The organism is Desulfoluna sp. CYM3A (assembly GCF_056829965.1).
On the sequence record NZ_CP186556.1, the window covers coordinates 1,368,040 to 1,392,871 of the forward strand.

General features: G+C 58.6%; 17 protein-coding genes, 1 pseudogene and 1 riboswitch. Of the genes and pseudogenes, 6 read left to right on the forward strand and 12 right to left on the reverse strand.

Features of this window, described 5'->3' with window-relative positions:
• Nucleotide 1 precedes the first annotated feature (1 nt).
• The 4 genes from ACOYW1_RS07135 to ACOYW1_RS07150 all read right to left on the reverse strand — a co-directional run bounded on the left by ACOYW1_RS07135 (nt 2) and on the right by ACOYW1_RS07150 (nt 3,058).
• A complete protein-coding gene (locus ACOYW1_RS07135) occupies nt 2–334 on the reverse strand; it encodes an anti-sigma factor antagonist (protein WP_482416924.1) in 333 nt (110 codons plus the stop codon).
• Nucleotides 335–468: 134 nt separating this feature from the next.
• The gene (locus ACOYW1_RS07140; protein ID WP_482422244.1) at nt 469–1,992 is read right to left on the reverse strand and encodes a formylglycine-generating enzyme family protein; all 1,524 of its coding nucleotides are present in this window, start codon (nt 1,990–1,992) and stop codon (nt 469–471) included.
• Nucleotides 1,989–2,405 carry an ATP-binding protein gene (locus tag ACOYW1_RS07145; RefSeq protein WP_482416922.1) on the reverse strand — a complete coding sequence of 139 codons (417 nt, stop codon included), beginning with the start codon at nt 2,403–2,405 and terminating at the stop codon, nt 1,989–1,991. Before ACOYW1_RS07145 ends, ACOYW1_RS07140 begins: the two co-directional genes overlap by 4 nt.
• Nucleotides 2,406–2,737: 332 nt before the next feature.
• Nucleotides 2,738–3,058: a hypothetical protein gene (locus tag ACOYW1_RS07150; protein WP_482422245.1), complete on the reverse strand. Its 321-nt coding sequence runs from the start codon at nt 3,056–3,058 to the stop codon at nt 2,738–2,740.
• A 443-nt stretch (nt 3,059–3,501) separates the two neighbouring features.
• Here ACOYW1_RS07150 and ACOYW1_RS07155 point away from each other — a divergent pair, with 443 nt between their 5' ends.
• Nucleotides 3,502–6,168 (forward strand): acyl-CoA dehydratase activase, encoded by a 2,667-nt coding sequence (locus ACOYW1_RS07155; protein ID WP_482422246.1) that lies wholly within the window; start codon nt 3,502–3,504, stop codon nt 6,166–6,168.
• 20 nt (nt 6,169–6,188) lie between these two features.
• Entirely contained in the window at nt 6,189–7,703 is a 1,515-nt protein-coding gene (locus ACOYW1_RS07160) for a hypothetical protein (protein ID WP_482422247.1), read from the forward strand.
• A gap of 426 nt (nt 7,704–8,129) precedes the next feature.
• Here the strand turns inward: ACOYW1_RS07160 and ACOYW1_RS07165 are convergent, their stop codons facing one another.
• From ACOYW1_RS07165 to ACOYW1_RS07195, 7 genes are all read right to left on the reverse strand, one after another.
• On the reverse strand, nt 8,130–8,768 hold the full coding sequence (locus ACOYW1_RS07165) for a flavin reductase family protein (RefSeq protein ID WP_482422248.1): 639 nt from the start codon (nt 8,766–8,768) through the stop codon (nt 8,130–8,132).
• Nucleotides 8,769–9,027: 259 nt separating this feature from the next.
• A complete protein-coding gene (locus tag ACOYW1_RS07170; RefSeq protein WP_482422249.1) occupies nt 9,028–10,791 on the reverse strand; it encodes an ABC-F family ATP-binding cassette domain-containing protein in 1,764 nt (587 codons plus the stop codon).
• Between the two features lie 470 nt (nt 10,792–11,261).
• Complete coding sequence (gene mgtE / locus ACOYW1_RS07175; protein WP_482422250.1) at nt 11,262–12,635, reverse strand: magnesium transporter; 1,374 nt, start codon at nt 12,633–12,635, stop codon at nt 11,262–11,264.
• 397 nt (nt 12,636–13,032) lie between these two features.
• A complete protein-coding gene (locus ACOYW1_RS07180) occupies nt 13,033–13,455 on the reverse strand; it encodes a DUF6765 family protein (protein ID WP_482423680.1) in 423 nt (140 codons plus the stop codon).
• A complete protein-coding gene (locus ACOYW1_RS07185) occupies nt 13,422–14,153 on the reverse strand; it encodes a DUF6765 family protein (protein ID WP_482422251.1) in 732 nt (243 codons plus the stop codon). Before ACOYW1_RS07185 ends, ACOYW1_RS07180 begins: the two co-directional genes overlap by 34 nt.
• Nucleotides 14,154–14,492: 339 nt before the next feature.
• Nucleotides 14,493–15,647 (reverse strand): succinylglutamate desuccinylase/aspartoacylase family protein, encoded by a 1,155-nt coding sequence (locus ACOYW1_RS07190; RefSeq protein ID WP_482422252.1) that lies wholly within the window; start codon nt 15,645–15,647, stop codon nt 14,493–14,495.
• Nucleotides 15,648–15,943: 296 nt separating this feature from the next.
• Nucleotides 15,944–17,941 (reverse strand): methyl-accepting chemotaxis protein, encoded by a 1,998-nt coding sequence (locus tag ACOYW1_RS07195; RefSeq protein WP_482422253.1) that lies wholly within the window; start codon nt 17,939–17,941, stop codon nt 15,944–15,946.
• A gap of 923 nt (nt 17,942–18,864) precedes the next feature.
• Nucleotides 18,865–19,057, forward strand: a riboswitch (cobalamin riboswitch).
• Between the two features lie 287 nt (nt 19,058–19,344).
• Between ACOYW1_RS07195 and ACOYW1_RS07200 the strand changes: the two genes are divergently transcribed.
• The 4 genes and pseudogenes from ACOYW1_RS07200 to ACOYW1_RS07215 all read left to right on the forward strand — a co-directional run bounded on the left by ACOYW1_RS07200 (nt 19,345) and on the right by ACOYW1_RS07215 (nt 23,214).
• Nucleotides 19,345–19,533, forward strand: coding sequence for a hypothetical protein (locus ACOYW1_RS07200; RefSeq protein ID WP_482422254.1), 189 nt, complete (start codon nt 19,345–19,347; stop codon nt 19,531–19,533).
• Between the two features lie 3 nt (nt 19,534–19,536).
• Nucleotides 19,537–21,254 (forward strand): annotated as a pseudogene (locus tag ACOYW1_RS07205) (TonB-dependent receptor plug domain-containing protein).
• A 605-nt stretch (nt 21,255–21,859) separates the two neighbouring features.
• On the forward strand, nt 21,860–22,318 hold the full coding sequence (locus ACOYW1_RS07210; RefSeq protein ID WP_482422255.1) for a PAS domain-containing protein: 459 nt from the start codon (nt 21,860–21,862) through the stop codon (nt 22,316–22,318).
• Nucleotides 22,258–23,214 carry a sigma-54 interaction domain-containing protein gene (locus ACOYW1_RS07215; protein WP_482422256.1) on the forward strand — a complete coding sequence of 319 codons (957 nt, stop codon included), beginning with the start codon at nt 22,258–22,260 and terminating at the stop codon, nt 23,212–23,214. Before ACOYW1_RS07210 ends, ACOYW1_RS07215 begins: the two co-directional genes overlap by 61 nt.
• Before the next feature lie 118 nt (nt 23,215–23,332).
• Here the strand turns inward: ACOYW1_RS07215 and ACOYW1_RS07220 are convergent, their stop codons facing one another.
• Nucleotides 23,333–24,763 carry a glycoside hydrolase family 5 protein gene (locus ACOYW1_RS07220; RefSeq protein ID WP_482422257.1) on the reverse strand — a complete coding sequence of 477 codons (1,431 nt, stop codon included), beginning with the start codon at nt 24,761–24,763 and terminating at the stop codon, nt 23,333–23,335.
• Nucleotides 24,764–24,832 lie beyond the last annotated feature (69 nt).

Sequence of the window (24,832 nt, forward strand, 5' to 3'; positions counted from 1 at the left end):
TTTACGCCTGTCTGATGGCTTCGTCGCGGTTCTCAAAGATGTCGATGATCCGGTGGATACGCACCAGTTCGAAGACGGCGCGTACCTGTTTCTGGAGGCCGCACACCTTGAGGTCCCCGTCATTGGCGTTGAGCTGGCGCAGGCAGGAGAGGATGGACCCGCACCCGGAGCTGTCCAGGAACCGGACGGTCTCGAGGTTGAGGACAAGGGTGGAACCCGGGGTGATCAGGGGGGTGATGGCTTCCCTGAATTCACGGGTGTTCCCGGCGTCCAGGGAGTCTGCCAGGATGTCCACCACAACGACGTCGTTGATGGGTTCGGAATGGATCTTCATGGGGCCCTTCTTTGTTGTGTGAAAGATGATTCTTGTTTGTAACTATTCAGTTCAACATTGCCTCCGGCGGCCCTGCCGGGGGGCAAACGTGCGGAGCTTTTTTCCAAAAAAGCGACCCGCGGGAGGCAACTGAATCATTCCTCTTGTTTATCCATCACCAGCCGGAAACCGATGCCGGCGTTGCGGTTGCACTCGGTGACGAAGAGGCGGTTGGCGGAGCGGCAGTCCCGGTCGTCGCTGCTCCAGCTCCCCCCCCGGATGACCTTACGGTCTCCCATGGACGGTCCCTGCGGGTCGATGCGGGGCTGGTCGCCGTAGGGACCTTCCCAGTCCATGCACCACTCCCAGATGTTGCCGTGCATGTCGTAGAGGCCCCAGCTGTTCTTTGCCTTCAGGCCCACCATGTGGAGACGGGTTCCCGAGTTGCCGATGTGCCAGCCCATATGGTCCATGTTGGTGTCGTAGGCGCAGGCAAGCTCCAGCAGGGGGCCGTTGGCAAAGGCCTCCGGGCTTCCCGCCCTGCAGGCGTATTCCCACTCCGCCTCCGTGGGGAGCCGGTAAAATCCTTCCGCCTCCTCCATGGCGTTGAGCCGCCGGATAAACTCCATGACGTCTGTCCAGCAGACGCGGTTCACCGGGCAGTTGGCCCCGCACTCCTTGTAGTAGGAGGGGTTGTGTTCCATGAGGGCATCCCACTGGCCCTGGGTCACCTCTGTGGTCTGCATGTAGAAGCCCCGGGTCAGGGTCACCTGGTTCTGTGTTTCGTCAGGGTCCCGTCCCGGTTCATCTGTGGGGCTGCCCATGATGAAGGTGCCCGGGGGGATCCAGGCGAACTCCATGCCGAGGAGAGTGCCGGTGCCAGATTCCGTGGGGGCGAGCTCTGCGGTGTCGGCACGTACGGCGGTGTCCGGGGCGTTCTGGGATGCCTGGGACAGTGGGGGGGCGGACACCGCAGGCTCCCGGGGGGACGGTTTTGCATAAAAGGCGATGAGGCGGGTGTGCTGGTGGCGCCTGTGGATGGCCGGGCTCCCGGTTTCCGGGCTGTTGGCCTCCCCCGTGCCGTATATTTCGTAAAACCCGTGGGGGGTGTTTACAAGGTAGTGGTCGATAAAGCGTTTGGGAAAGTGGGCACGCCTGGCGGAGAGGGCCAGGTTCTCCTTCGCTTCCCCCGGCGTCGAGGCCCTGCCGATGCTGATGAAAAGAATGGAGCGGCCTTTGCTCTCCCGGGCCAGGTAGTCCAGAAACCGTATCAGGCGCCTGTGCTGGAGGCTGTTTTCGGCAAAGCTGTCGGCGCCGGTGTCGTAAAAAAGGGTCAATTCTCCGGTGCCCTGGTGCTTGGCCGTTTTCTCGATGTGCCCGAGGATCCGCTGGGCAACCATGAGGTTTTCCCGGATGAGGCGCTTGACCTCCTTCTGTTTTGCGGCGTCTTCCAGGGTTGCCAGGTGCTCCATGGCGCTGTTGTGGTGGTTGCACAAAAGGGTGGCCAGCTTCCGGGCCTGGGCCTCGGAGGCATGACCCAGAAAAGTTCCGTCCGGCATGTCGATCGCCTCAAGGATCTCCTCGTCCGAAAGTGGGCGGTTGGTGTCGGCCCCCGGGCATTCCGGGGCGCAGAGAAACATCAGGAGACACAGGACAAGGGTCTTTGGGCGACGGGTCATGGCAGAAAGATGCAGAGGGTTGTGCGATTTCCCTCAGCGCTTGGGAGATATCGAAACTCATCCACTACCTCGGAGACGATGAAGAGCCCGAATCCTCCTTCCTGGGAGCCGTCGAAGAGAGGGGCCGGGACCTGTTCCGGGTCAAAGGGGGCACCGTGATCAAAGAAGCTGACACAGATGCGGTCCGGACCCACCTGTGCCCGGATGACGATGGTGTGGCCGGGGGCTCCCTTGTAGGCATGCCGGATGATGTTGGCCGCCACCTCGTTGGCAGCCAGCTCCATGCGGTTGACGGGGTCGTCGGCGATGCCGGCGAAGACGTCTCTCAGAAAGCGGCGCACGTCGGAAAGGACGTTCAGGTCGCTGGTGACGTCAAGGCATTGTTCGTTGATGTTGGGTCCCGGTCCGGGCATCGCATTTTATGTCCGTTGCGTATGGGCTGATGGGTGAATGTCTGGGGCGCTGTGCAAGGATGACTGCGTCTGTGCGCAGGCATGATCAATGACTATAGCTCCGCCCTTTGCTTTACACAAGGGGGGCGTTACCCCTGGGAAAAGCCGGAAAACCTGGAGGCCAGGTAGACATAGGCGGTCTTTCAACGGTGTCGGAATGCATCGTGTTTATGTGCGTAACGGGGCCTTGCCGAAAAGGGAAACTGACCGGAGAACAAAGGGCAAAGGAACATTGATTACCAACGCATCATGAAAAGAGGACGTGGGGTTGCCGTGGGTGAAAAGGGCGATGTTTACTCTGTTTCTTCGGGCAACGGATATGAAGGCATTTCAGAATGGATGATGATGAGTTGATAAACGAATGTCTCTATATTACTGGCAATTTCTCCATAAATCAACCTTTCGGTGCGGTTCGTCAAGCCATTGTTCGTTGGTGATGGGGCGGCACCTTCATGGGGCTGTCCGATGATTTTACGTACCCCTGCCTGGAAACATACCTTCAAAGGCAGGGATTCGGTTTTTTTCTGTTGGGCGATTGCACCGGCTGGGATTTCCGGTAAAATTGAAATGTTGTCTCTGAAGCGGCTCCTGCGGGCGGGTTCTGATTGGGCCATGGGGAGTGATAAGAGCTTGTGCCGGTACGTGTCGGAGTGTAGAATACGTATTCTAAGCGGCAACCATCTGTACGGCCCATGATCCTATTTTTTACGCGCTCGCCCCTTTGTTGCGGCCGTCACACCACCGGCGGCGTCGGCAGCAGATGATTTCAGAGACTCCAGGGCTCACACTCGAACACACAAGCACCCCCTCCTTTATCTCCATGCAGGGTTTTCCTCTGTCCGTTTTGCTGTCTCCTTGCGATACCCGAAGCGGCAGGAGAAGAGAATCCTTCCTTAACAAAGGGGTGGTCGAGCCCTGAATCCGGATATTTCGCCAGAAAGCGATCAATCTGACGTCGTATGACGTTACTCCAATGAAGGTTGCTGAGACATATCCGGTTTTAACGTTCCCTTTCCCGTTGGAACAGAACGAACCATTCATGCTGGGGACCACACATATGACACTGAACATTCTTGGATTGGATATCGGATCCGTATCGGCCACCGCCGTTGAGATGACTCCCGACAGGCAGATTGTGAAAAAAGTCAGCCTGCAGCACAAAGGTGAGATGACATCGGCAGTGGAGACCCTTCTGCAGGCCTTTTCAGAAAGCCGCATTGGCGCGGTGGCAGCCACAGATACCACCCCATCCCTGATCAAGGCCAATCGACGGTTTGACGGGCGCATCAGCCTGATCCATGCGGCAAAGCAGCTTCATCCCGAAGCACGAAACGTGCTGTCCGTGGGGGGCGAGCAGTTTGCCCTGATCCGCTTTGACGACAAGGGCAATTACGTGGACACCCGTGGCAATACGTCCTGTGCCGCGGGTACGGGGAGTTTTCTGGACCAGCAGGCAGGCCGCCTCAATCTTTCCGGTATTGAAGAGCTCTCCCGCATCGCCGAAGAGAGCAACGGAGAGTTTCCCGAGATCGCCTCCCGGTGTGCTGTGTTCGCCAAGACCGACCTTATCCATGCCCAGCAGGAGGGGTACTCCCTTGCCGAGATCTGTGACGGCCTCTGCCACGGCCTGGCCAAAAATATCGCCGATACCGTGTTTGCCTCACGGGAGCAAAAAGACCCCGTGCTTTTTGTGGGGGGCGTGGCCCTGAACCGCGCTGTGACCGGTCACCTGGAGTCCATTGCCGGGGTGCCCTTTGTTACCGACGACATGGCCCTTTACTATGGCGCCGTGGGGGCTGCCCTGGAGTTTCTGGCCGGTGGGGCCATTGCCTGCGACGCCGAGCCCATTGCCATCCCCGGGGGCGTGCAGCAGCAGGAGTCCTTTGTGAAGGAGTACCACTACCCGCCCCTGGAGCTGCACCTGTCGGATTATCCCGACTTCTCAAGCGTTTCAAGCTACGATCTGCCCTTTGAGCATGACGGCCTCAAAAGCTTTGTTGAGGTGGATGTCTACGAGACGCCGACGGAGAAAACCCTGCCCGCGTTCCTGGGCATCGACATCGGCTCTACCAGCACCAAGGCGGTGGTGGTGGACGAGGCAAAACAGGTGGTGGCCGGGTTTTACACCCGCACCTCAGGCCGCCCTGTGGATGCGGTATCAGGCATCTTTGAGGCGGTGGAAGAGGTTGAGAAAAAGCTCGGGGTCGCCTTTGACTGGAAGGGGGCGGGCACCACGGGTTCGGGCCGCAAGTTTATCGGGCGCATCGTGGGGGCGGACCTGGCCTTAGACGAAATCACCGCCCATGCCCGGGCCGCCTGCGAGCTCAACCCTGAGGTGGACACCATCATCGAGATCGGGGGCCAGGACGCCAAGTTCACCACCCTGAAAAACGGGATGGTCACCTCTTCGGTGATGAACAACGTCTGCGCGGCTGGAACCGGCAGCTTCATCGAGGAGCAGGCCCTGAAACTGGGGTGCGATGTGCGGTCCTACTCCCGCCGGACCCTGGGGGTTCGCGCCCCCATGAGCAGCGATCGCTGTACGGTTTTCATGGAGCGGGACATCAACCACTACCTGGCCTGTGGGTTTTCCGTGGACGAGGTGCTGGCCTCGGCCCTGCATTCGGTGAGGGAGAACTACCTCATCAAGGTGGCGGAAGAGGGGCGCATCGGCGAGGTGATCTTTTTCCAGGGTGCCACGGCCAAGAACAAAGCCCTGGTGGCGGCCTTTGAGCAGCGCTTGAACAAGAAGATCCTGGTGTCCAAGTTCTGTCATCTTACCGGGGCCCTGGGCACGGCCCTGACCCTTCTGGACGAAGGGGCGCCTGCCACCACCTTCCGGGGGACGGGGCTCCACAAAGAGCATATTGCCGTCACCTCCGAGGTGTGCTCCCTCTGCAATAACAAATGCAAGATCACCGTGGCCGATGTGGCCGGGGAGAAGGTGGCCTACGGATTCCTCTGCGGCCGCGATTACGAGTCCACCTCCTTTGTGAGCAGCAACAAAGCAGGGTTTGACCTGCTCAAGGCCCGCAAAAAACTCCTTCGTGTGGAGCCGCCCACCTCGTATCGCCACGCCGAAGTCGTGGGCATCCCGGCAGCCCTTCACCTGCGCGAAGACCTGCCTTTCTGGAAACGCTTTTTCTCCCTGCTCTCCATCCGCACGGTGACCAGTGAAGGGTTCAAGGCGGCGGTCAAGGAGGGGAAAAACCTCACCGGCGCCGAATTCTGCGCGCCCATGACGGCCCTGCACGGGCATGTGTCCCATCTGGTGGACAAGGCGGATTTTATTTTCCTGCCCTACTACATCGAGAACAAGAACCCGGAAAAGGGCGGACGGCGCCAGTACTGCTACTACACCCAGTTCTCTCCGGCCGTGCTTTCGGCCTCGGCCCTGGGGGGCAAAGCCCAGCTGCTGACCCCCACGCTGAAGTACCTCTATTCGGGGTTCCATACCCGGTACCGGCTCTACCGGATGCTCAAGCAGGTGACAAAACAGCCCGTGAGTTTTTTTGAGGTATCCACCGCGTACAACAAGGCCACCGAGTTCATGAAGGAGGCCAGGAAAAACCTGAAAGGGCTCTACGAAAAAGAGTTTGAACCCCGGGAGAACCTTTCGGTGGTGCTCCTCGGTCGGCCCTACACGGTGCTGTCCCGCCAGGCCAACAACCGGATCCCCGATATCTTTGCCGAGCGCGGCGTGAAGTCCTTTTACCAGGACTGAGACCCGGTCAAAGTTGCCCCATGCTTGACGAACTGCACTGGAACTACGCGGCCAAGATCCTGGAGGCCGCGGAGACCGCCGCAGGGATCCCCGGTATCTACCCGGTGTTCGTCACCTCCTTCAAGTGCGCCCCGGACTCCTTTATCATCGATGCCTTTAAAAAGGTGATGGAGGCCAACAACAAGCCGTATCTGATCCTGGAGCTGGACGAGCACGACTCCAGCGTGGGGTATGAAACCCGCATCGAGGCGGCCATCCGCTCCTTTAAGAACCACTACACCCAGGCCCACAGGGACGGCTCCGGAGATTACTCCGTGGTGAACCCGGACTTGACCAAGGAGATGCGAAACAAGAACGTGGTGATCCCCAACTGGGACGCCATCACCTGCCGCCTCCTGGCCGAGAACTTAAGGCGGGAAGGGTACACCACCTACCTCATCGAGGAGACCCCGGCCACCATCCAGCAGAGCCTGAAGTTCAACACGGGCCAGTGCATCCCGGTGAACGCCATCGCCCAGGGGTTCATCGAGTGCATGGAGCAGAACCGGCTCAACCCGGCCGACACCGTGCTCTGGATGTCCCATTCGGAGCTGGCCTGCAACATCAAGCTCTACCCCCATTTTATCAAGAGTCACCTCAAGGCCCATGGCGGGGGCATGGAAGAGGCCGGCGTGTTTGTGGGAGAGCTCTCCTTCATCGACATCTCCATCCGTGCGGGAGTGAACACCTATTTTGCCTATCTGTTCGGGGGGCTTTTGCGGAAGATGATCTGCAGGGTCCGGCCCTACGAGGCGGTTCCTGGCGCCACGGACAAGGTGGCCGAGCGGTCCATGGAGATCCTCTGCGACGCCATGGCCGGATACCGTACCAAGGAGAGCGCCGTCATCCAAGTGACCGAGCTTTTCGAAGGCATCGAGACCCGAAGGGAAGAGCGCATCAAGGTGGCCATCTTCGGGGACCTTTACGTGCGGGACAACAAGGTGATGAACCAGGACCTGATCCGGGTCATCGAAGACCACGGCGGCGAGGCCATCACCACTCCGTACAACGAGTACGCCAAGATGATCGCGGAAAAGTATTTCAGGAAGTGGTTTGCCGAAGGCAAATACATGAGCCTTATTTCCTACAAGCCCCTTCTGGCGGCCATGAACACCCTGGAGCGCCGATATTTGAGGAATCCAGCGGGTGCTGCCGGACGTGCACCACACCTACACCGACGACCCGGAGAAGATCCTGGCCCGGTACAACCTCTCCATGGAGAACACCGGAGAGTCCATGGACAACATCCTCAAAGTCCACTACATCAAGAAGCACTACCCGGACGTGGGCCTCTTTGTCCAGACCAGCCCGGCCTTCTGCTGTGCCTCCCTGGTCACCGAGTCCATGACCGAGACCATCGAAGCGGTCACCGGCGTGCCCGTGGTCTGCGTGACCTACGACGGCACCGGCGGCAACAAGAACCGCCAGATCATTCCCTACCTGAAGTACCCGAGGAAAGCCGAAAATACCCGGCGGGCCAGCGCCTGATAACCTGAAAACAAAAAGGCCGCCGTGTGTCCCTGGCGGGATACACGGTGGCCTTTCGTTTTAGCGTGTTGCCGACGGTGCCGGCAATGTGAGGCAGGGTGCGCTTGCGCACCGCAGAGACATCGTAACGGTCATGAAAACCCATGTACGGGTTGGGCTTTCACGCAGTATAGGCAAGGCAAAAGACGTTGGTTTTCCGAGCAAATGGTGCGCAAGCACACCCTACAAACGCCACAACAAGACCGGTCAACGTTATTCCTGTGGTCTGTGCTATATTGGGCTGAATTTTACGAGGTGACATTTACCGGATTAGCTACCTCTCCTTGCGTCACAAAGCCTCCATGGTCATTTTTCCCCTTAGCCTGTAGCCCTTAGCCCTTAGCCCTTAGCCCTTAGCCCTTAGCCCTTAGCCCTTAGCCCTTAGCCCTTAGCCCTTAGCCCTTAGCCCTTAGCCCTTTCGCCTTCCCCCTTTTTTTCGCCCCTTGCAGGGGCGACCCCATCTTTTTCTTCTTTTTCTCCACGGAAAACCCGAATTTCCCGATTTTTTTTCCCAGGCCCCTGTACTGACCGTGGGCGTAGCAGATTGGCTTGGCCCAGTCCAGGTGAAAGGCCCCGGTCTCTTCGTCCAGGTAGCGGGTGTCGGCCATGACGTTGACCACTTCGCTGACGAACATGTCGTGGGTGCCCAGGGGCACGATCTCTTTGACCCGGCACTCGATGTGCAAAGGCGCTTCGCTGATGATGGGGGCATTCACCTTTTCGGCTTTGCCGGGGGTGAGGTGCATCGCTTCGAACTTGTTGAATTTTTTTCCCGAACGAACACCGCACCAGTCCGTGGCCTTGGCCAGCTCTTCGGTGGTGAGGTTGATGACGTACTCGCCGGTGCGCTTCAGGATCTCGTAGGAGTGGCGGTTGGGCCGGACGGAGATGTAGCACATGGGCGGATCCGAGCAGATGGTCCCGGTCCAGGCGACGGTGATGATGTTGTACTCTGCTTCGGTCTCGCCGCAGCTGACCATGACGGCGGGAAGGGGGTAGATCATGGTGCCGGGTTTCCAGCTTACTTTGGCCATTGTTATTACCTCTGTATGGATTGCGGGTGTCGGGAGAGATAGACCGGGGAGCCCTTAAAAACTCGGCGCAGGTGAGCCACCTACTAAGCGCAAAGGCTTTCGAATTGTTAAGTCGTCTTATGCGCTATTTATTCCGGGCAAAGTCAAGCGGATTTCAAGCACCTTCGGTTTTAACAGAATTAAGGTGGGGACAATCCTTGGCCCGTAGGGTGCGCTTGCGCACCATTTGGCCGCAAAACCAACGGAATTGGGGGTTCCATCATGGTGCGCAAGCGCACTCTACCATTATTTTACTCGGGCGTAGCCCGTCAGCGAATGTGATCGACCTGAGGAACGAAGGTCGGGAGCATTCGCAAACCTGGGGGCGCAGGGTGAGAATCCTGCCCGCCGGAGGCATTTTTTTTCCTACCTGTCTGAATTCACCAAGATAGTCGTAGTCGCCTTCGTAGGGGATCATCTCCCCGTGGTCGATGGCAAATACGCGGCTGACCAGGGCGCGCAGGAAGTGGCGGTCGTGGCTCACGAGGACCACGGTGCCCGTAAACGTTTTGAGCGCTTCCAGCAGGATCTCCCGGGACTGGATATCCAGGTGGTTGGTGGGTTCGTCCAGGATTAGCAGGTTCAACGGGCGTGCCAGAAGGGTGGCCAGGACCACCCGGCTCTTTTCACCGCCGGAGAGCATGTCGATGCGTTTGTGCACGTCGTCCCCGGAGAAGAGAAAGGCGGCGCAGAGGTTTCGGATCACCCCGATGCCTGCGGTGGGCAGGGCATCCTGCACGGTGTCGAAGACGCTCTTCTGCGGGTCGAGGATGTCCATGGCGTGCTGGCTGAAGTAGCCGGTGTGCACGTTGGCGCCGATGGTAAGGTCGCCTGCCGAGGCCTCGGTCTGGCCTGCCATGACCTTTAAAAAGGTGGATTTTCCGGCGCCGTTAACACCCACCACGGCAATCTTGTCCCCCCTGCGCACCATGCCCGAGACCCCTCCGAAGACCGACTGTTCGGAGCCGTCCTCCTTGGGCCAGGACTTGGCCAGGTTGTCGATGGCCACCACGTCGTCGCCGGAGCGCGGGGGCTCGGCAAATTCGAAGGTCATGGTCCGCTGCTCCGGTGGCAGCTCGATACGCTCGATTTTTTCCAGCTTCTTGATACGGGACTGCACCTGGGCGGCGTGGGAAACGCGGGCGGCAAACCGGGCGATGAACTCCTCTTCCTTGGCCAGCATCTCCTGCTGGCGTCGGTAGCTTGCCATGAGCTGCTCGCGCCTGATCTCCCGCTCCTTTAAGTAGAAGTCGTAGTTGCCCCCGTAGGTGGTGAGGGTGCGATTGGCCACCTCCACGGTACGGCTAACCACGCGGTTCATGAACTCCTGGTCGTGACAGGTCATGAGCAGGGCTCCCTTGAACTCAGTGACCAGCCAGTTTTCCAGCCAGACAATGGACTCAACGTCCAGGTGGTTGGTGGGCTCGTCCAGCAGGAGCACGTCCGGGTTGATGAGAAGGATTCCCGCCAGGGCGATGCGCATCTTCCAGCCGCCGCTGAAGGCCTCCACGCTTCGGTCATGGTCCGAAGGTCCGATGCCGAGGCCCGTGAGGATGGCCCGAGCCCGTGGCTCCAGGTCGTAGCCCCCTTGGTTTTCGAACTCTTCCACGGCATTGCCGTAGCGTTCCAGAAGGGCGGCCATCTCGTCGTCGCCCATGGGAACGGCCATGGCCTCTTCCATCTCGCTGATGGACGCGGCCAGCTCGCCGATGTTCCCGGCTGCAGCAAGGACCTCTTCCAACGCCGTGCGGCCTGCCATCTCGCCGGTGGTCTGGGAAAAGTAGCCGATTGTGGTCTTTTTCCCGATGGAGATCTCGCCTCCGTCGGGCTCCTCTTCCCCTGTGATCAGGCGGAAAATTGTGGATTTGCCTGCCCCGTTGGGGCCCACCAGGCCCGTACGGGAGCCGGAGAGGATCTGGAGGCTCGCCTTGTCAAAGAGGATCTGGTTGCCGTGCTGCCGGGTGATGTTGGTTAAGTGGATCATGGAAAGGGTCCGTGGTTCAGTGTATCAGAAAGCCGGGGCAAAGGGCAGGCACGCCGCCGATCATCCCGGGATGATGCGTCATTTTTCAAGGATGCGGAGCGTACCATGAAGCGCCGCAATGGGCAAGGCAAGCCAGGTGACAGGAAAAAAAGGGAATCGGCCATAGGAAATAGGGAATGTGCGTTGTAACTATTCAGCCCATGCCTCCGGCGGCCCTGCCGGGGGCTAAACTTTTAAAAAGTTTAACAAACAGGTTTTAAAAAATCTTTTTGCGTGAATTTTTACTTTAAAGGCGGATGTGATTTGACCCGAGGAACAAGGACGACGCCGTCTATGTGCTTCAAGGTGGCACACCTTGCCGCCGGAGGCTGTTTTTTTGAGCTGAATAGTTACTGTGCGTTTTTTATAACCCATGACCTGTTTTTCCCATCACCTGCTTTTCCTATGTCCTGTTTTCCCCCTCGCCAGCCTTATACCCCCAAAAGCACCCGCGCACAGGTGAAATAGATAAAGAGCCCGGTGATATCCACCACCGTGGTCAACGCCGGGCTGGCCACAACGGCCGGGTCCAGCTTTAGCCCGGCTGCGCCCATGGGCAGGAGGGCGCCCACCAGGGTGGAAGTGAGCACCTGAACGGACAGGGCCAGGACAATGGCGCCCCCTACCTGGGGCAGGGTAAAGCCTCCGGGGATGGGGCTGCCGCCGGAGAGGAGCTGGATCTTGATCCAGGCCACACCGGCCAGCACGGCCGCCAGCATCAGGGCGATTTTGAACTCCTTGCCCAAGACCTTGAGGATGTCCTTTGCCGAAATTTCTCCCAACGCCAGGGCCCGGATCACCACGGTGGCGGACTGGCTGCCCGTGTTACCGCCGGTGTCGGCCAGCATGGGCATGTAGAGGGCCAGGATCATGAGGTGGCTTAAGGTGGCCTCGAAGTGATGGAGGATCCCCCCGGAGACCAGGCCTGCTGCGGCCAGGCCCACCACCCAGAGGACGCGGTTCCTGAAATGGGTAAGAGCAGAGGTGCGCAGGTAGGAGGCAGCGTCGTGGCTCCCTTGGATGGCCATGAATTTTTCCAGGTCCTCGGTGTGCTCCTGGGTGATGATGTCGATGGCATCGTCGTGGGTGATGATGCCCACCAGGGCGTCGCCGCCGTTGATCACGGGCAGGGCGATGAGCCCGTACTTCTGGATCTGGCGCGCGGCAAACTCCTGGTCGTCCGTGGCCCGCACCGAGATCACCCCTTCGTTCATGATCTCCTTCACCTGCTCATGGGCCGGGGCCAGGATCAGGTCCTTCAGCGAGGCAAATCCAATGAGCCTGCGCTCTTCATCCACCACATAGGCATAGTAGATGGTCTCCTTGTCCGGGGCTTCCCTTCGGAGCTTGTCGATGGCGTCGGCTGCCGTGAGGTCAGGGGAGAGGGTGGCGTAGTCCGAGGTCATGGCCGAGCCTGCGCTGCCCTCGTGGTAGGAGGAGAGCTTTCGGATGTCCTCCCGCTCGGCCACGGCCAGGGCGGAGAGGATTCGGAGTCGCCTGTTTTCGGGGATGCGGCCGAGAAGGTCCACCCGGTCGTCAGGAGACATCTCGGTTACCAGGCAGGCCAGCTCGTGGCGGCTCAGGGTTTCGGCAACGTCCGCCTGGAACCAGTCGTCCATTTCCGAGAAGATCTCGGCGGCAAAGGACAGCTCTCCCGCACAAAGGACCTGCCAGGCTTCTGCGGGGGTGAGGGCGGAGAGAAAGTCGGCGATGACGCGCGGGTGTCCGCTCTCCAAAGAGGCCCAGGGCCTCACAGTTGTCGGATTCAAGGTTGATGGCTCAGGGACGAGGAGCGGGTTTTTCATGGTGGACCTCCCTGATGGGTTCCGCGCCGCGCGCGTCACCTTAGGGAAAGGGCCACCCGGATGTTACGCGAAGGGCGTGACGGGGCGTGCCTTTGGAGAGGGGTCGCAGAGCGGTCGGAGTCGTGGTGATGTCTTTTCAGGAGCGGGCTGACTGCCGCCTTCCGAATCGTTCATTTCCTGTTCCTGTGAAGTGATCTGTTGCTCTGTCGTGCAGAGTGTGCATGGTCACGTGGTGATGGCCTGCCGTAGGGCAAACCGCCCGTGCCCGGTAAAAAGAATGCATGAGGAAAGGGGAAAGGCCCCTGCCGGATGCACCCCACCGGGCAAAAACGGTGGCGACCATAGCACCATGTACTGGTTTCTGCAACCCAAACCTTTGTTTTTCGGAGGGCTCTTTTTATCTGGGGATGGTCACCCCTTCTTTTTCCGCGAGCCTGAAAAAATGGTCCTTGTACCAGTGCACCGCTTTATAAAAACGGTACCAGTTACCCTCGGCAAAATCGGGGGCGGGGATGGCACCTTCCACCTTCCGTTTGTCGTAGGCTTTTACCGAGAAATTGGAAAAGGACGCCTTGAGCCAGTGAAACCGGTCGTAGCGGAGCATGGGGTCCGAGGCGTCCATGAGGTTGAGTCGAACCATGGTTTTTTGCCAGTTTTTGATCCGTTTTTTGTCGGTGTGCACGCCGAGGAGGGTGTCGAACAGGGGCGTGAGGTCCGTGAGGCCGACCCCGGGGTCTTTGTATTCAGGGTGCTTTTCAAGGTAGTCCGTAAGATGCCCGTGGATCTTCATGAAGGCCCTTTCGAAGCGGTCGGGGTTGATCGCTTTGGATTGTTTGAACTGGAAGAAAGAGTACGCTGTAGTCGTAGTGGTAGGTCCAGGTGAGGTGGGGCTCGTCCGGGCAGCTCAAGGCCCTGCCGTGGCCGTAGGCCGGGGCCATGGCGTGGAGGGGTGCGAAAGGTGTCCCCCATTTTTGTCTTCTGGAGCTGCGCTAGCAGATTTTTAAAGACGTGCCTCGGCACAAGGGGCATTTTGGTGGTGGCCGAGAGGTTTTCGATGCTGTTGACCTTGCTCAGGAGCCCGGAGAACCCCTGATGTGAGAAGGTATCGGCGTAGGCGTGAAGGACCATGCCCAACTTTACAAGGTCGTTTTCTTCTTTGGCTTTTTCCAGGATGGGCCTGATGATGGGGGAGTTTTCCTTGCACCTCAGCTTACGGGTAAAGCTTTTCCCCTCGCATCCCGGCACAAAGTGAAAGGCGCAGGTGTTGCCCGTCATGGAATCGTAGTTGTAGGTGGCAAGCCGGGCGTAAGAGTGGCAGGTGGCCATGTTGAAAAAGGCCGGTTTGCCGTCGATGGTCTCTGGCTCCACATCCGTCGGTTTCTTGGCCAGGACCATGTGGTTGATCTTGGCGTCGTCGACGTACTGGGAGGCATAGGCGATGGTTCCCGCGGCCTCTTTGGTGAAGCCGCAGGCCCTGCAGAAGGCCAGGATACCGTAGTAGTGGGCGTCAATTTTCATGGGTTCTCCGGTGGATAGGTTTGAATGTAGATTTGCTGTGATATCATTGTTTCTTTGTTGTGGAAACTGTTTTTGAAAGTATGGCCATGGTCAAGGCTCCTTGTCTGGATAAAGTCATCAGCGGATCGAGACTTATCTGTGAAGGCAATGAGGCGGCACGTCCGGCTACGGGTACGTCTCTTTCTTTTTGTATGTCATGGGGGGGAGGTGAATCGGGTGTGAAGGGTTTTACATTTTGTACCGGTCAGCCCCAAAAAAAACGGGTGAGAACGAACGTTGCCCCCGGATGGGCCTCCGGAGGAAATGGTAAGCTGAGCAGTGACGATTGCTGTCCAAATTTTATTCCATTGTATCGGCCGACTCAGTCCGGCTTTGCTCCTTAAGTTCTTCGGGGGTGTGACGGATACCCACCCGGAAGAGGGCAAAGCCCGGGCTGACGAACTGGTTCTGGGCACGCCCCAGGATGGTGCCGTTGAGAGGGGAGAGGGTCTGGTGTACCACGTTGGTGACCGGGTCGATGATTTCGGCCAAGAGGTCCCCTTTTTTGACGGATGCCCCGAGCTTGACTTTGTTCATGAGGATCCCTCCGGCTTCGGCCCGTACCCATTCGCTGCCGTAAAAAACAGGCTGTGGGGAGGGGAGGAAGGTGAATTTGTCCACCATGCCCACGTTTTTCAAGAAGGTTCGGATGCTCTTGACGCCGGTGGCCACCTTGTCGGGCTCCAGGCTCAAGGGGCCGCCGATCTCCATGACCACCGCGGGGATGCCCGAGGCGGTGGCTGCCCCTCTCAGGCTGCCTTTCGGGGCGATGCTCTGGAGGGCTGTCAGGTCGCCGAAGTGCTTGGTGAGGTCGGCCACCTGGTCCATGGCGAAGTCCGCGCGGAGCTGGGGCAGGTTTTCCCGGAAAAACGAGCCGGTGTGGATGTCGATGAGCATGTCGCATTTGTCGATGATGTCCGTGAACAGAGCATGGGCAACCCGGCTGGGGTAGGAGCCCTCGGGGTTGCCGGGAAAGTAGCGGTTGAGGTCCCTTCGGTCGCCGATGTAGCGATCCCGCCTCCAGAATCCTTCGAGGTTGACGATGGGCATTCCCACCACCACCCCGTTGAGCTTTTTGGGGTCGATGTTGTGCACCACCTGGCGGATCATTTCGATGCCGTTGAGCTCGTCTCCGTGGATGGCGGCGGTCAGTGTCAGGACAGGGCCCGGCTCCGCTCCGTTGATGACGATGACCGGGGTCCCCACCGTCACCCCACCCGGCGCCTGGACAGAGAACCATTTCAGGGTTTTCATGGTGCCGGGTTCGACGGTCTCGCCAATGATCTTGAAAGGCTTTGCCGTGGGGGCCCCGAAGGTCTCCTTGATGGGCTTTGTCTCATGGGCAGGGGGGGGCGCTGCAGGGGGCTCAGCCTCGCTTTTGTCGGTGATGGTTTCCGTGGCAAGGGCCGGAAAGGCAAGGCACAGAATCAGGAAAAGCAGCCGGTGGGTTTTCATAATCCTCCTTGGTCCTTCAGGTGTTGCGTCATGTATGGCGGCTGTGGAGCCGATCCCGTCGATTTTGGCAGGCGGGTAGGGGGCTTGTCATATGGGCATGTTTGAGGGGGTGACGGCGGGTCCGTCGTGCGTGTGTCGTGCAAGCAAGCACGGCAGGCCCGGCAACTTTTTCTTTTGTACCGTGTTTCTGTCGGAAGTGTCTATTCTTTTTCGGGATGTTGCTTTTGAGGGCTGGGGGGTGACGAAACGGGTAGGGGGCGTGGCCTTGTCTTCCCGTTTCGTTTTTTTTGCCGCTATCAGAACTTGACCACGTCCACCATCTGCTTGAGCTGATCGGACAGGTTTTTCAGCTTGTCAACGTTGTCGCCGATCTGGGTGCTGTTGGTTGACATCACACCTGCGGCGTGGTCGACCTGGTTGATGTCATGGGTGATGTCGCCTGCCACAACAGCGCTATGGGCGATGCTCTCTGTGATGTCCTGGTTTCCTTTGGATGCCTGGGCAATGTTATCGGCGATCTCCTTGCTTGTGACCGACTGCTCCTCAATGGCCGAGGCAATGGTGGTAACCAGTTCATTCAACTTGGTGATGACATCGGAGATGCCCTGGATCTCTACGATGGCGTCACTGGTTGCGCCCTGGATCCCGTCGATGCGGGTCTTGATCTTGTGGGTTGCCTCGGAGGTCTGTACCGCCAGCTCCTTGATCTCTCCTGCCACCACGGCAAAGCCTTTGCCCGCTTCACCGGCCCGTGCGGCCTCGATGGTTGCGTTCAATGCAAGGAGGTTGGTCTGCTCGGAGATCTCCTTGATGGCTTCGGTGACCTGGCCGATTTCATGGGCCGATTGTCCCAGGGCATCGACCTTGGTGGAAGCCCTGCGGGAGAGGACAACCGCGTCGTCGTTGATTCCTCGGGCCGTGGCCGTGTTGCTGCCGATTTCATTGATGGTGGTGGTCATTTCTTCCAGGGCGGCGGCCACCATGTTGATGTTTGTGGCGGACTGCTCTGTTGCAGCGGACACCGAGTTCATGTTGGCACTCATTTTCTCTGCTGCTGCGGCTACGGCGTTGGATTTGCCGGAGGTCTCGGCCGAGCCGGATACCATCTGGGTCGACACGGTGCCGAGTTCTTCGGTGGCGGAGGTGAGGGTGTGTACCCCGGACCGGATATTGGAGAAGGTTTCCCGGAGTTTGATGGCCATGGTTTCCATGTCTTTGTAAACGCCGTGGAGCTCGTTGTTCTTGTCGTAGGTGAAGGTGATGAGGAAGTTGCCTCCGGCAATGTTGCGGGCCACCTCCGCAATCTCTGCGGGGTCGCAGCCCAGCTGCCTCAAGACGCTGCGGGTCAGGCCGATGACAACGAGAACGCCTATCAGCAGGGCCCCTGCGCTCATGACGATGATCAGGACGATCCCCCGGTGGTTGGATACCTTCAGGCGGGGGCCGATCTGATCCTGGACCCCCTTGATGTCGAGCTTGATTTCATCGATAAGGTTTGCCACTTCGGGGCCGATACGGTCCAGGGTGCCCTCAATGACCTGGTTGCGGGTGTTTCGAAGGGAAAGGGCCTGGGCAAAACCTTGCAGGTAAAGATCTTTCTCTTTTTGGATGTTGGAAAGAACCGTGGTGTGGGCCTCTGTCTTTGCAAGGTGATCCAGGGCCTCTTGCATCAAGTCGAATTCGGAGGCCACCCGGTCGGCATCGGAACGGGCATTGCTGACGAAAAAGGCGGTCCTGTGAACCCTGCCGATGAGCATGTGTTCCATGGCAACCCCTGCCCCATAGGTCACTTCGGTGTCGCGTTCCCGGTTGGCCGATTCCAGGAGCTCTGCGAGCAGGGTTTCCATGGCCTTGCCCCTGGGGGTCAGGACGTCTCCGATGATTTGTTCTTCTTGCTTTTGGAGGTTCACCACCTTGGTGAAAGCTTCGTTGTAGCGGCTAACGGAAGCGTCAATTTCCCGGATTCTTGCGGCACGGTCAGGGTGGTTGATGTTCTCGGTTGCCCGTTTCAGCAAATCATCCATCTTCTCATAGTACCCCAGGAACTCTTCCCGGTTGGTCTCGTTCCCAGAGATAAGGAACTCTTTGACGTTCATCCGTGTCATGAGCATATTGGCCTGAATCTGGCCGGAAAGGTTGGCGTTGCGGGCCATTTCCCGGTACTCCGTAAAGCCGTTGGATGCATCGTTCAATGTGACGATTCCCAGCAGAGTGGTGGCGGCCAGCAGGCCCAGTACCGTGGTAAATCCCAGGATGAGCTTGGATTGAAGAGTCATGGTTTTCAGGGTGTTCATGGGGGTATTCTCCTAATCAAGAGGTGCTTCGAAGATCAAAAAAAATGTGTGGCTCCACACTTCGCGCACAAGTCCGCAGATCGAGGTGGCTGTCGAAAAGCGTGCCGATGCCATGGTTTAAGACAGGAAGGTGTCCGACGTATTTTAGTGAAAAGCTGTCAAAGGGTTGAAAAACCGGGACACACGTATCCGAAGAAAAGGCGCGGAACCCTTCAGGGGGTACGGTGAGGTGGTTTTTGATTCCCAGGGTTGGTGATGAGTCGTGAAGAGTCAATGGGCAGGCGTGTGGGAACATGGCAGGCAGGCGGTTGCCTGTCTGTGCGTCGATCTTTTTTCCAGATTCCCGGCCAGGGGGTGTTGTGTCCTTTCGTAGGGGTTATGATGTTTTATGAAATATCTTATAAAAATCACGAGAGCTAATAGCCCAACTTGTGGTGACAGTCAAACAGAAAAAAGTAAAAAAGTGAGGATTTGATCCGGACAATATTTCTACTCCTTGAAAGGTAACATTGGTAAAAGCGATGGTGTCGCGTGTATTTCCGGTTTCTTCGGGGGGATAGGCGCGGGCGGGTTTTCTCAGGCCTCGGAGGGATTCACCGTGGCTCCGCAGGAGGGGGAGATCTTGCCCCGGATATTTCATAATAAAATGATCCGATTGCGGTAATGTAACGTTATTGCAGGTGGTTGCTTGGAAATGGGGTTGCTCCGAAGGTGCAACATGTAATCCACGGGTTTCTGCTCGGTTTATTTACCCGTCGAGAGGTTCGAGAGCGCTAACCGGGCTATTGCCTGTTGCAGGCCGTGGGGGAGGCTTTTCATCACGGGGCTGCCATGGCCTGTTTTCCTTGGCACGGCACGAATGCGTTGACATCTTGCTGACGGTAAGGGTAGACCTCTTCATCCTGTAGAAATGGCCCTGGCCATTTCGGACATAATATTCAGGTGCCGGCCGATCAGTGGCCTGCATAACAAGGAATCCTGTGCAAATCAGGAACGGGCCCGCCGCTGTAACCGGGGACGAACGCCGCATCAACGCCACTGTTGAATCTCAACGGGAAGGCGCGGCCAGTAGATCGATCCGGAAGTCAGAAGACTTACCTGAATAGCTGGGTAGATTTTTCACTCGTGGATAAGGGTGGAAACGTGCATTGTGGAATGAAAACGGTATCCCACACAGGCTTTGATCTGTGTGGGTTTTTTTGTTCCCCGGCGCAGGCGGCGCCGGGGAGAAAAAGACCCGCACGGTATGTGGCTTTTCCGTGGCCGGGCTTTTCTGGCTGCGGGTGTTTGGGGAATGGGGCGAGCCGCCCTTTTCCCGGGCATGCATGGGGACCGGATGGAAACGCACGCCTCTTTTCTCCATGCCTGCTGATTTAATCATCAAAGAATGTGAGGAACGAGGTATGCTGAAACGTCATGTGAAACACCTGGCTTGTTCGGGTGTGGCGGCCATTTTTTTATGCTCTGCGGGGGTTGCGCCCTCAGCAGCAAAGGACGCTGACGCCTTGGGGGAGGTCGTGGTCACGGCAGAACGCTTTCCCACCGGGGAAAAAGAGAGCTCCCGGTTTATCACCATGTACTCATCGGAGTAGCTCATGGAGACAGGGGCCAATAACCTGGCCCAGGCCCTGAGGCGAAAAGGGGGCTTCTCCTACAAGTCCTACGGGCCCCAGGTCTCTTTCGGCGGCATGAACAGTGAGATCACGGCCCGGGGGATTTCCAAGGGCACCCTGATCCTGGTCAACGGCTGCCCTGTTCAGGGTGCCGCCGGCCAGGGGTACGACCTGGACATGATCCCCCTGGAGCAGATCGAGCGGGTGGAGGTGATGAAAGGAGCGGCTTCCACCTTGTACGGGGCCGACGCCCTTGCCAGCGTGGTCAACATCATCACCAAGAAGAACGCCAAGGCCACCCGGGCATCCGTGTCCGTGGAGGCGGGCTCCCACGGGCATCGCACGGCAAGCGCAGAGCTCAGCAGCCCCCGTGTGAACGTCGGGGTCTCTTACGCTCACCTGGACGCGGTGGACAAGATTTCCCAGACCACCTACCCCGATTCTCCTTCCAAAAACTACTATTACTCGCGGGACGCTGTGGACAGCGGCGGCCTCAACCTCAACGCCACCCTGGCAGACGGCCTCTACGTCGACTACCTGGGAAGCCTCAGTACCACCGGGTACACCAAAAACAAAAATGCGGGCGGTGTGGATAAGGAAACGGAGCAGGAGCACGCCAAGCATTTTGCCGACATCCGATTTGAAAAAGAGCACGTCAGGCTCAAGGCCTTCGGCTACCTGGACCAGCTGGACCGGGAGGAGGTGAAAGGCAGCAGCTTTACTGATGAGTGCAACAAGAACTACAACTACGGGGTGCAGGGGGATTACCGGACCACCCTGGCCGGAGTGGAGCTGACCGCCGGAGGAGACTACGTCTACCGGGGTGCCGACTACAGCGAAAAATACGGCAGGCACCACCGGGATGATATTTCAGCCTTTGTTCAGACGAAAAAGACCTTTGCCGATTCCCTCACCGTGGTGTTGGGGTTCCGTGAGCAGCTCATTTACGATGGAAACGGTGACAACAAGGACTACGACATCTTCCTGCCTTCGGCAGGGGTCACCTACCGGGTCTCCTCCTGGCGAACCTTTTTGCCAACGCCGGAAAGGCATTCAAGGCACCTACCTTCAACGACCTGTACTACAAGGGCGATGCCCTTACGGGTAACCCGGATCTGGACCCCGAGAGCGGCTGGACCTACGAGGGCGGGATCAAGTACGACAACGACTACATGAGGGTCCGCCTGGCGGGTTTTTACATGACCTTCGAGGACAAAATCGAGACCCAAACCGTGGGCGGGGAGACCACAAAGTTCAACGCGGGCGATTACGAGTCCACGGGGTTGGAGTGGGAGACCTCCTTTTACCCCTTTGTGAACCAGGCCTCGTTTCTGGACGCCGTCTCCCTGGATGTGGCCGGCTACCTGGCCGATACCACGGCCGAAGACACCGACGGGGAAGAGTACCAGGCCGCCCCTGAGTTCCAGACCTCAGTGGGGGTGTCCTATGTCACCGAACCGCTGGTCCTCAACCTTGCCGTGGATATCTTGCGGGAGCGGGAGAGGAACCTGCCCAGCTACAACCCGGTCCATTTTGCCGGAAAACTGGCTTGCTGGAAGGGGTACCTTACCTTTGGGGTGGACAACATGTTCGACGACACCGTGGTGACCTGGGGGGACAACACCCCAGGCGAGGAAAAGCACTACGAATACTACGACCTGGAGCGGACCTACAAGCTCGGGTATGAGTTGATCTTTTAATTCAGGTATTTCACGGGAAAACGATTACGTCAAAACACTGACGTGACTCTGGGTACTCGCCCCGTGACATATTCGGGTTAGCCCTTTCGCTTCACTGGTCCCCCGCGCTGTTTCCCCTGCGGGGGGCCACCTCAAAGCTGCTCCTGCCTCCCCAGTCCCTTTCCGAACCGAAGAATCGCCTTCCAACCATCAGCTGTCTCAGGACGTTCCTGGAATGCAAACAGGCCCCTTTACTAACAAGCCATGGGGCTGTTGTGCCCTGAATGGGCTGGGCGGAATGCCCTGCTTTTTTCAAGGGGATGGGCAGGGGCTTGCTGTGGTCATGGGGGCACACAGTCAATGTGAGTAATTCTTGATAATTTTTGTCAAGAATTGACAGGGGGTGGCGGTGTGGGTTTGGAAAAATGGCGTATTGAAAGTATATATCATATAATCAATATATTAGTCTTTTTGTTTTGAACGTTCCCGTGTGGGGAAAGGGCGATTGACTCTGTGGGCGGAAGTAGATATATTGCCCTCGTCTTGAAACGGGTTTTTGTGATTTTTTTCGTTTGATGGGCCGGATTTGGGGGAGTCCTGCCTCGTTTTATGCAGGGATGGTGAGGATGGAGGACATATTGCATTCGTCTTCGGACGGAATCTGGATCTGGGATGCCTTTGGCCGTGTGATCGCCGTGAATAAAAAAGCCGAGGAGCTCGGGGGCATCCGGGCGGATTCTCTTATCGGCCGGTGTTATATCGAGCTGATCCAGAATGGCCTCTACGATCGCTCCGTGGCCCATGACATCTTCCGCAGTCGGTGCCAGGGAGTGACCCAGGCGGCATCCCTCCGAACGGGAGTGCGCACCATCAACACCGGAACCCCGTATGTCAACGAGCGTGGTGAGATCGTCCGCATCGTTGTCAAGGAGAAGGAGATATCCCACTTAAGCGATGAGGCGGCCCTTTCCGAGGTGAGCCGATATTCCGGGTCAAGGGTCGCGAGTCCTTTGAGGATCCCGGGGTGGTCTCCCTCGGCAGGTACGAGGTGGTGGCCAAAAGCCCGTTGTACCGACGTTTGTTGAAGCGGAGCTTTAAGCTGGCCGATGCCGGGGTCTCACGCCTTTTGGTCCTGGGGGAGTCGGGGACCGGCAAAGGGCTCCTTGCCCGGTTGATCCATGAAAAGAGCAGGCGCAGGGAGCACCCCTTTGTGCAGCTGAACTGCGCGGCCGTACCCGAAAACCTGTTGGAGTCCGAGCTCTTCGGGTACGACGGGGGCGCCTTTACCAGCGCCAGGGCCCAGGGTAAAGAGGGCTTGTTTGAGGCGGCCCACGGCGGGACCCTGTTCCTTGACGAGATCGGGACCCTGCCCCTGGCCCTCCAGGCCAAGCTCCTCAAGTACTTAGACGACTTTGAGGTGACGCGCCTGGGCAGCACCCGGGTGCAGAAGGTGGACTGCACGGTGGTGGCCGCCACCAACTGTGACCTTAAAGACCTGGTGACGCAGGGACTCTTTCGCGAGGACCTCTACTACCGACTCAACGGATTTTCCCTCACCATCCCGTCCCTGCGGCAACGTCCCGAAGACATCGCAGGGCTCCTGGATCATTACATCGAGCGGTACAACTGCCAATACCGGCTGTGCCGTTATCCCTCCCAGAGTCTCCTCGACCAGTTGTACGACTACCCCTTTCCCGGCAATGTGCGGGAGCTCAAGAACATTGCCCGCCAGATCGTGGTGCTTGGGGAGGTCGACTTGCCCGAGGCCTCCCCCTGTCTCCCGCGCGGGAGGACGGTTGGGTACAACGAGCCACAGAAAGACCTCAAGGGAAAGATGGACGCCTTTGAAAAAGAGCTTCTCAGGCAGGCGGTCTCCATGCACCGGACCACCCGGGAGGTGGGACTACCGGCATTAATGTCCAGCGTGGTACGAAAGCTCAAAAAGCACGGCCTCTCCATGGGCCGCAAAAAGAGGCGGTGACCCCGGCTCGTCGACTCATTCTGCCCTGTGGCCACCGCCCCTTCCTCTCTCCTGGCGGTTCTCCTTCCGCTTCACAATCTGGTGACAGCCCCTGCCCGTTGGCAGGGGCTGTGTTGGGCTAAACAGCCCGCTTTATCACGCCTCCCGACGGCCTGGCCGCGTAGAGTTCGGCGATGGTTCCTCCGGAGGGGGAGAGGTCGCCCGCTCCCCAGGTGTCCGGTTCCGCCGATGTGGCCAGGGCGGCCGAGTCCTCGTCTTTGTTGCTGAGGCTCCAGTTTGCGTAGCTTACGCTGTGGTCGTTCAACGCGGTGAGCCAACTTTCTGTTTCGGTTGGGCCCACCCCCTGTCCGCCGTCGGCCATTGTGGTGCCGAATTCCGAGACAAAGATGGGGAGTTCCTCGTCCATGGCCGCCTGGAACATGTTGAAGACGTGCTGGCCGGGCTCGGGGAGGTGCTCTTTGGCGTAGAAATGGAGGTTGTACATGATGTTCTCCCGGTCCTCGATGGGGCTTTCGATGACCTGATCCAGGCGCTGGCACCATTCCGGCGTGCCCACGAGGATGACGTTCTGCGCCCCCGTCTCCCGGATGGCGTCGATGATCTCCTCTGCGGTCCCTTTCATGTCCTCCCAGGCGTACAGGGGGGCGCCCGGCGAGTTGTCCGGTGTGGAGTAGTTCGGTTCGTTGAAGATCTCGAAGATCACGTTGGGGCTGTCCCCAAAGGCTCGGGCCATCTCTTCGAAGAAGTCGATGGCATGGCCTTTCCACTCCTCCGGGCCCATCTCCACGGTCCCGGAGAAGTCCCGGGACGGAAAGGGCTGGGCCCCGTAGGTGAAGTCATAGAGCAGGTGCCAGTCGATGATGACGTACAGGTCCGCGTCGATGGCCTCCTGCACCCGGGTTTTGACCTCCTCCCGCAGGCTCGCCTGGCCCGTATCGACAAAGTCGAGATACCCCATATCGTCCTCCGTGGCTGTGTACATGGCAACGCGCACGAGGTTGCCGCTGAACACCGATGGGATCTGCTCCATGCTGTGGGGGTTGAGAAACTCGCCGTACCAGGTGTAGCCGTGGGAGCTCATGCCCAGAAGGAGGATGTCTTCTTCGTCCTCGCCCTTGAGGCGCCCGTCGGCCCCCACAAAAAGGGCTCCCCGGGTGGAGGGGGTGTCCAGGCCGGGGGTCTCGCCAGCCCCTTCGTCCACTGTTGCCGTGCAGGTGATGTCCTCTTCGGTTAGGTCTCCGTGGTTGAAGTCGAAGCCGATGACAAAGGAGGCGCCCGGATCGATGAAAACAGGATCTTCTTCCGCCTCCAGAGTGATGGTAAGGGTGGTCCCGGCTGTGGCGGCGTGGGCCTCCATGTCCAGCTCCACCCAGGCCGACTTGAAATCTCCGATGACGGCAGCGTCTGCCACCACGTCCAAGATGCAGTCCTCGGCGTCCAGGGGGGTGGGGAGGGTGTTGGTGACGGTGACCTCAAAGAGGGTCCAGTTTTCATTCTGGCTGGTAACCTCCACGGAGGTCTCAAGCAGGGTGGTGTTTTTTGACGGCATGGTGTTCTCCTTGAAAAATGGTGGTGATCCGGGCAACGGGCCCGGGAAAGGGTGGGGCAGGGCAAGCGC

Coding starts and splice junctions, on each gene's coding strand:
- ACOYW1_RS07135 (WP_482416924.1), bottom strand. CDS start 334: ATGAAGATCCATTCCGAACCCATCAACGACGTCGTTGTGGTGGACATC.
- ACOYW1_RS07140 (WP_482422244.1), bottom strand. CDS start 1,992: ATGACCCGTCGCCCAAAGACCCTTGTCCTGTGTCTCCTGATGTTTCTC.
- ACOYW1_RS07145 (WP_482416922.1), bottom strand. CDS start 2,405: ATGCCCGGACCGGGACCCAACATCAACGAACAATGCCTTGACGTCACC.
- ACOYW1_RS07150 (WP_482422245.1), bottom strand. CDS start 3,058: ATGGCCCAATCAGAACCCGCCCGCAGGAGCCGCTTCAGAGACAACATT.
- ACOYW1_RS07155 (WP_482422246.1), top strand. CDS start 3,502: ATGACACTGAACATTCTTGGATTGGATATCGGATCCGTATCGGCCACC.
- ACOYW1_RS07160 (WP_482422247.1), top strand. CDS start 6,189: ATGCTTGACGAACTGCACTGGAACTACGCGGCCAAGATCCTGGAGGCC.
- ACOYW1_RS07165 (WP_482422248.1), bottom strand. CDS start 8,768: ATGGCCAAAGTAAGCTGGAAACCCGGCACCATGATCTACCCCCTTCCC.
- ACOYW1_RS07170 (WP_482422249.1), bottom strand. CDS start 10,791: ATGATCCACTTAACCAACATCACCCGGCAGCACGGCAACCAGATCCTC.
- mgtE (WP_482422250.1), bottom strand. CDS start 12,635: ATGAAAAACCCGCTCCTCGTCCCTGAGCCATCAACCTTGAATCCGACA.
- ACOYW1_RS07185 (WP_482422251.1), bottom strand. CDS start 14,153: ATGAAAATTGACGCCCACTACTACGGTATCCTGGCCTTCTGCAGGGCC.
- ACOYW1_RS07190 (WP_482422252.1), bottom strand. CDS start 15,647: ATGAAAACCCACCGGCTGCTTTTCCTGATTCTGTGCCTTGCCTTTCCG.
- ACOYW1_RS07195 (WP_482422253.1), bottom strand. CDS start 17,941: ATGAACACCCTGAAAACCATGACTCTTCAATCCAAGCTCATCCTGGGA.
- ACOYW1_RS07200 (WP_482422254.1), top strand. CDS start 19,345: ATGCTGAAACGTCATGTGAAACACCTGGCTTGTTCGGGTGTGGCGGCC.
- ACOYW1_RS07210 (WP_482422255.1), top strand. CDS start 21,860: ATGGAGGACATATTGCATTCGTCTTCGGACGGAATCTGGATCTGGGAT.
- ACOYW1_RS07220 (WP_482422257.1), bottom strand. CDS start 24,763: ATGCCGTCAAAAAACACCACCCTGCTTGAGACCTCCGTGGAGGTTACC.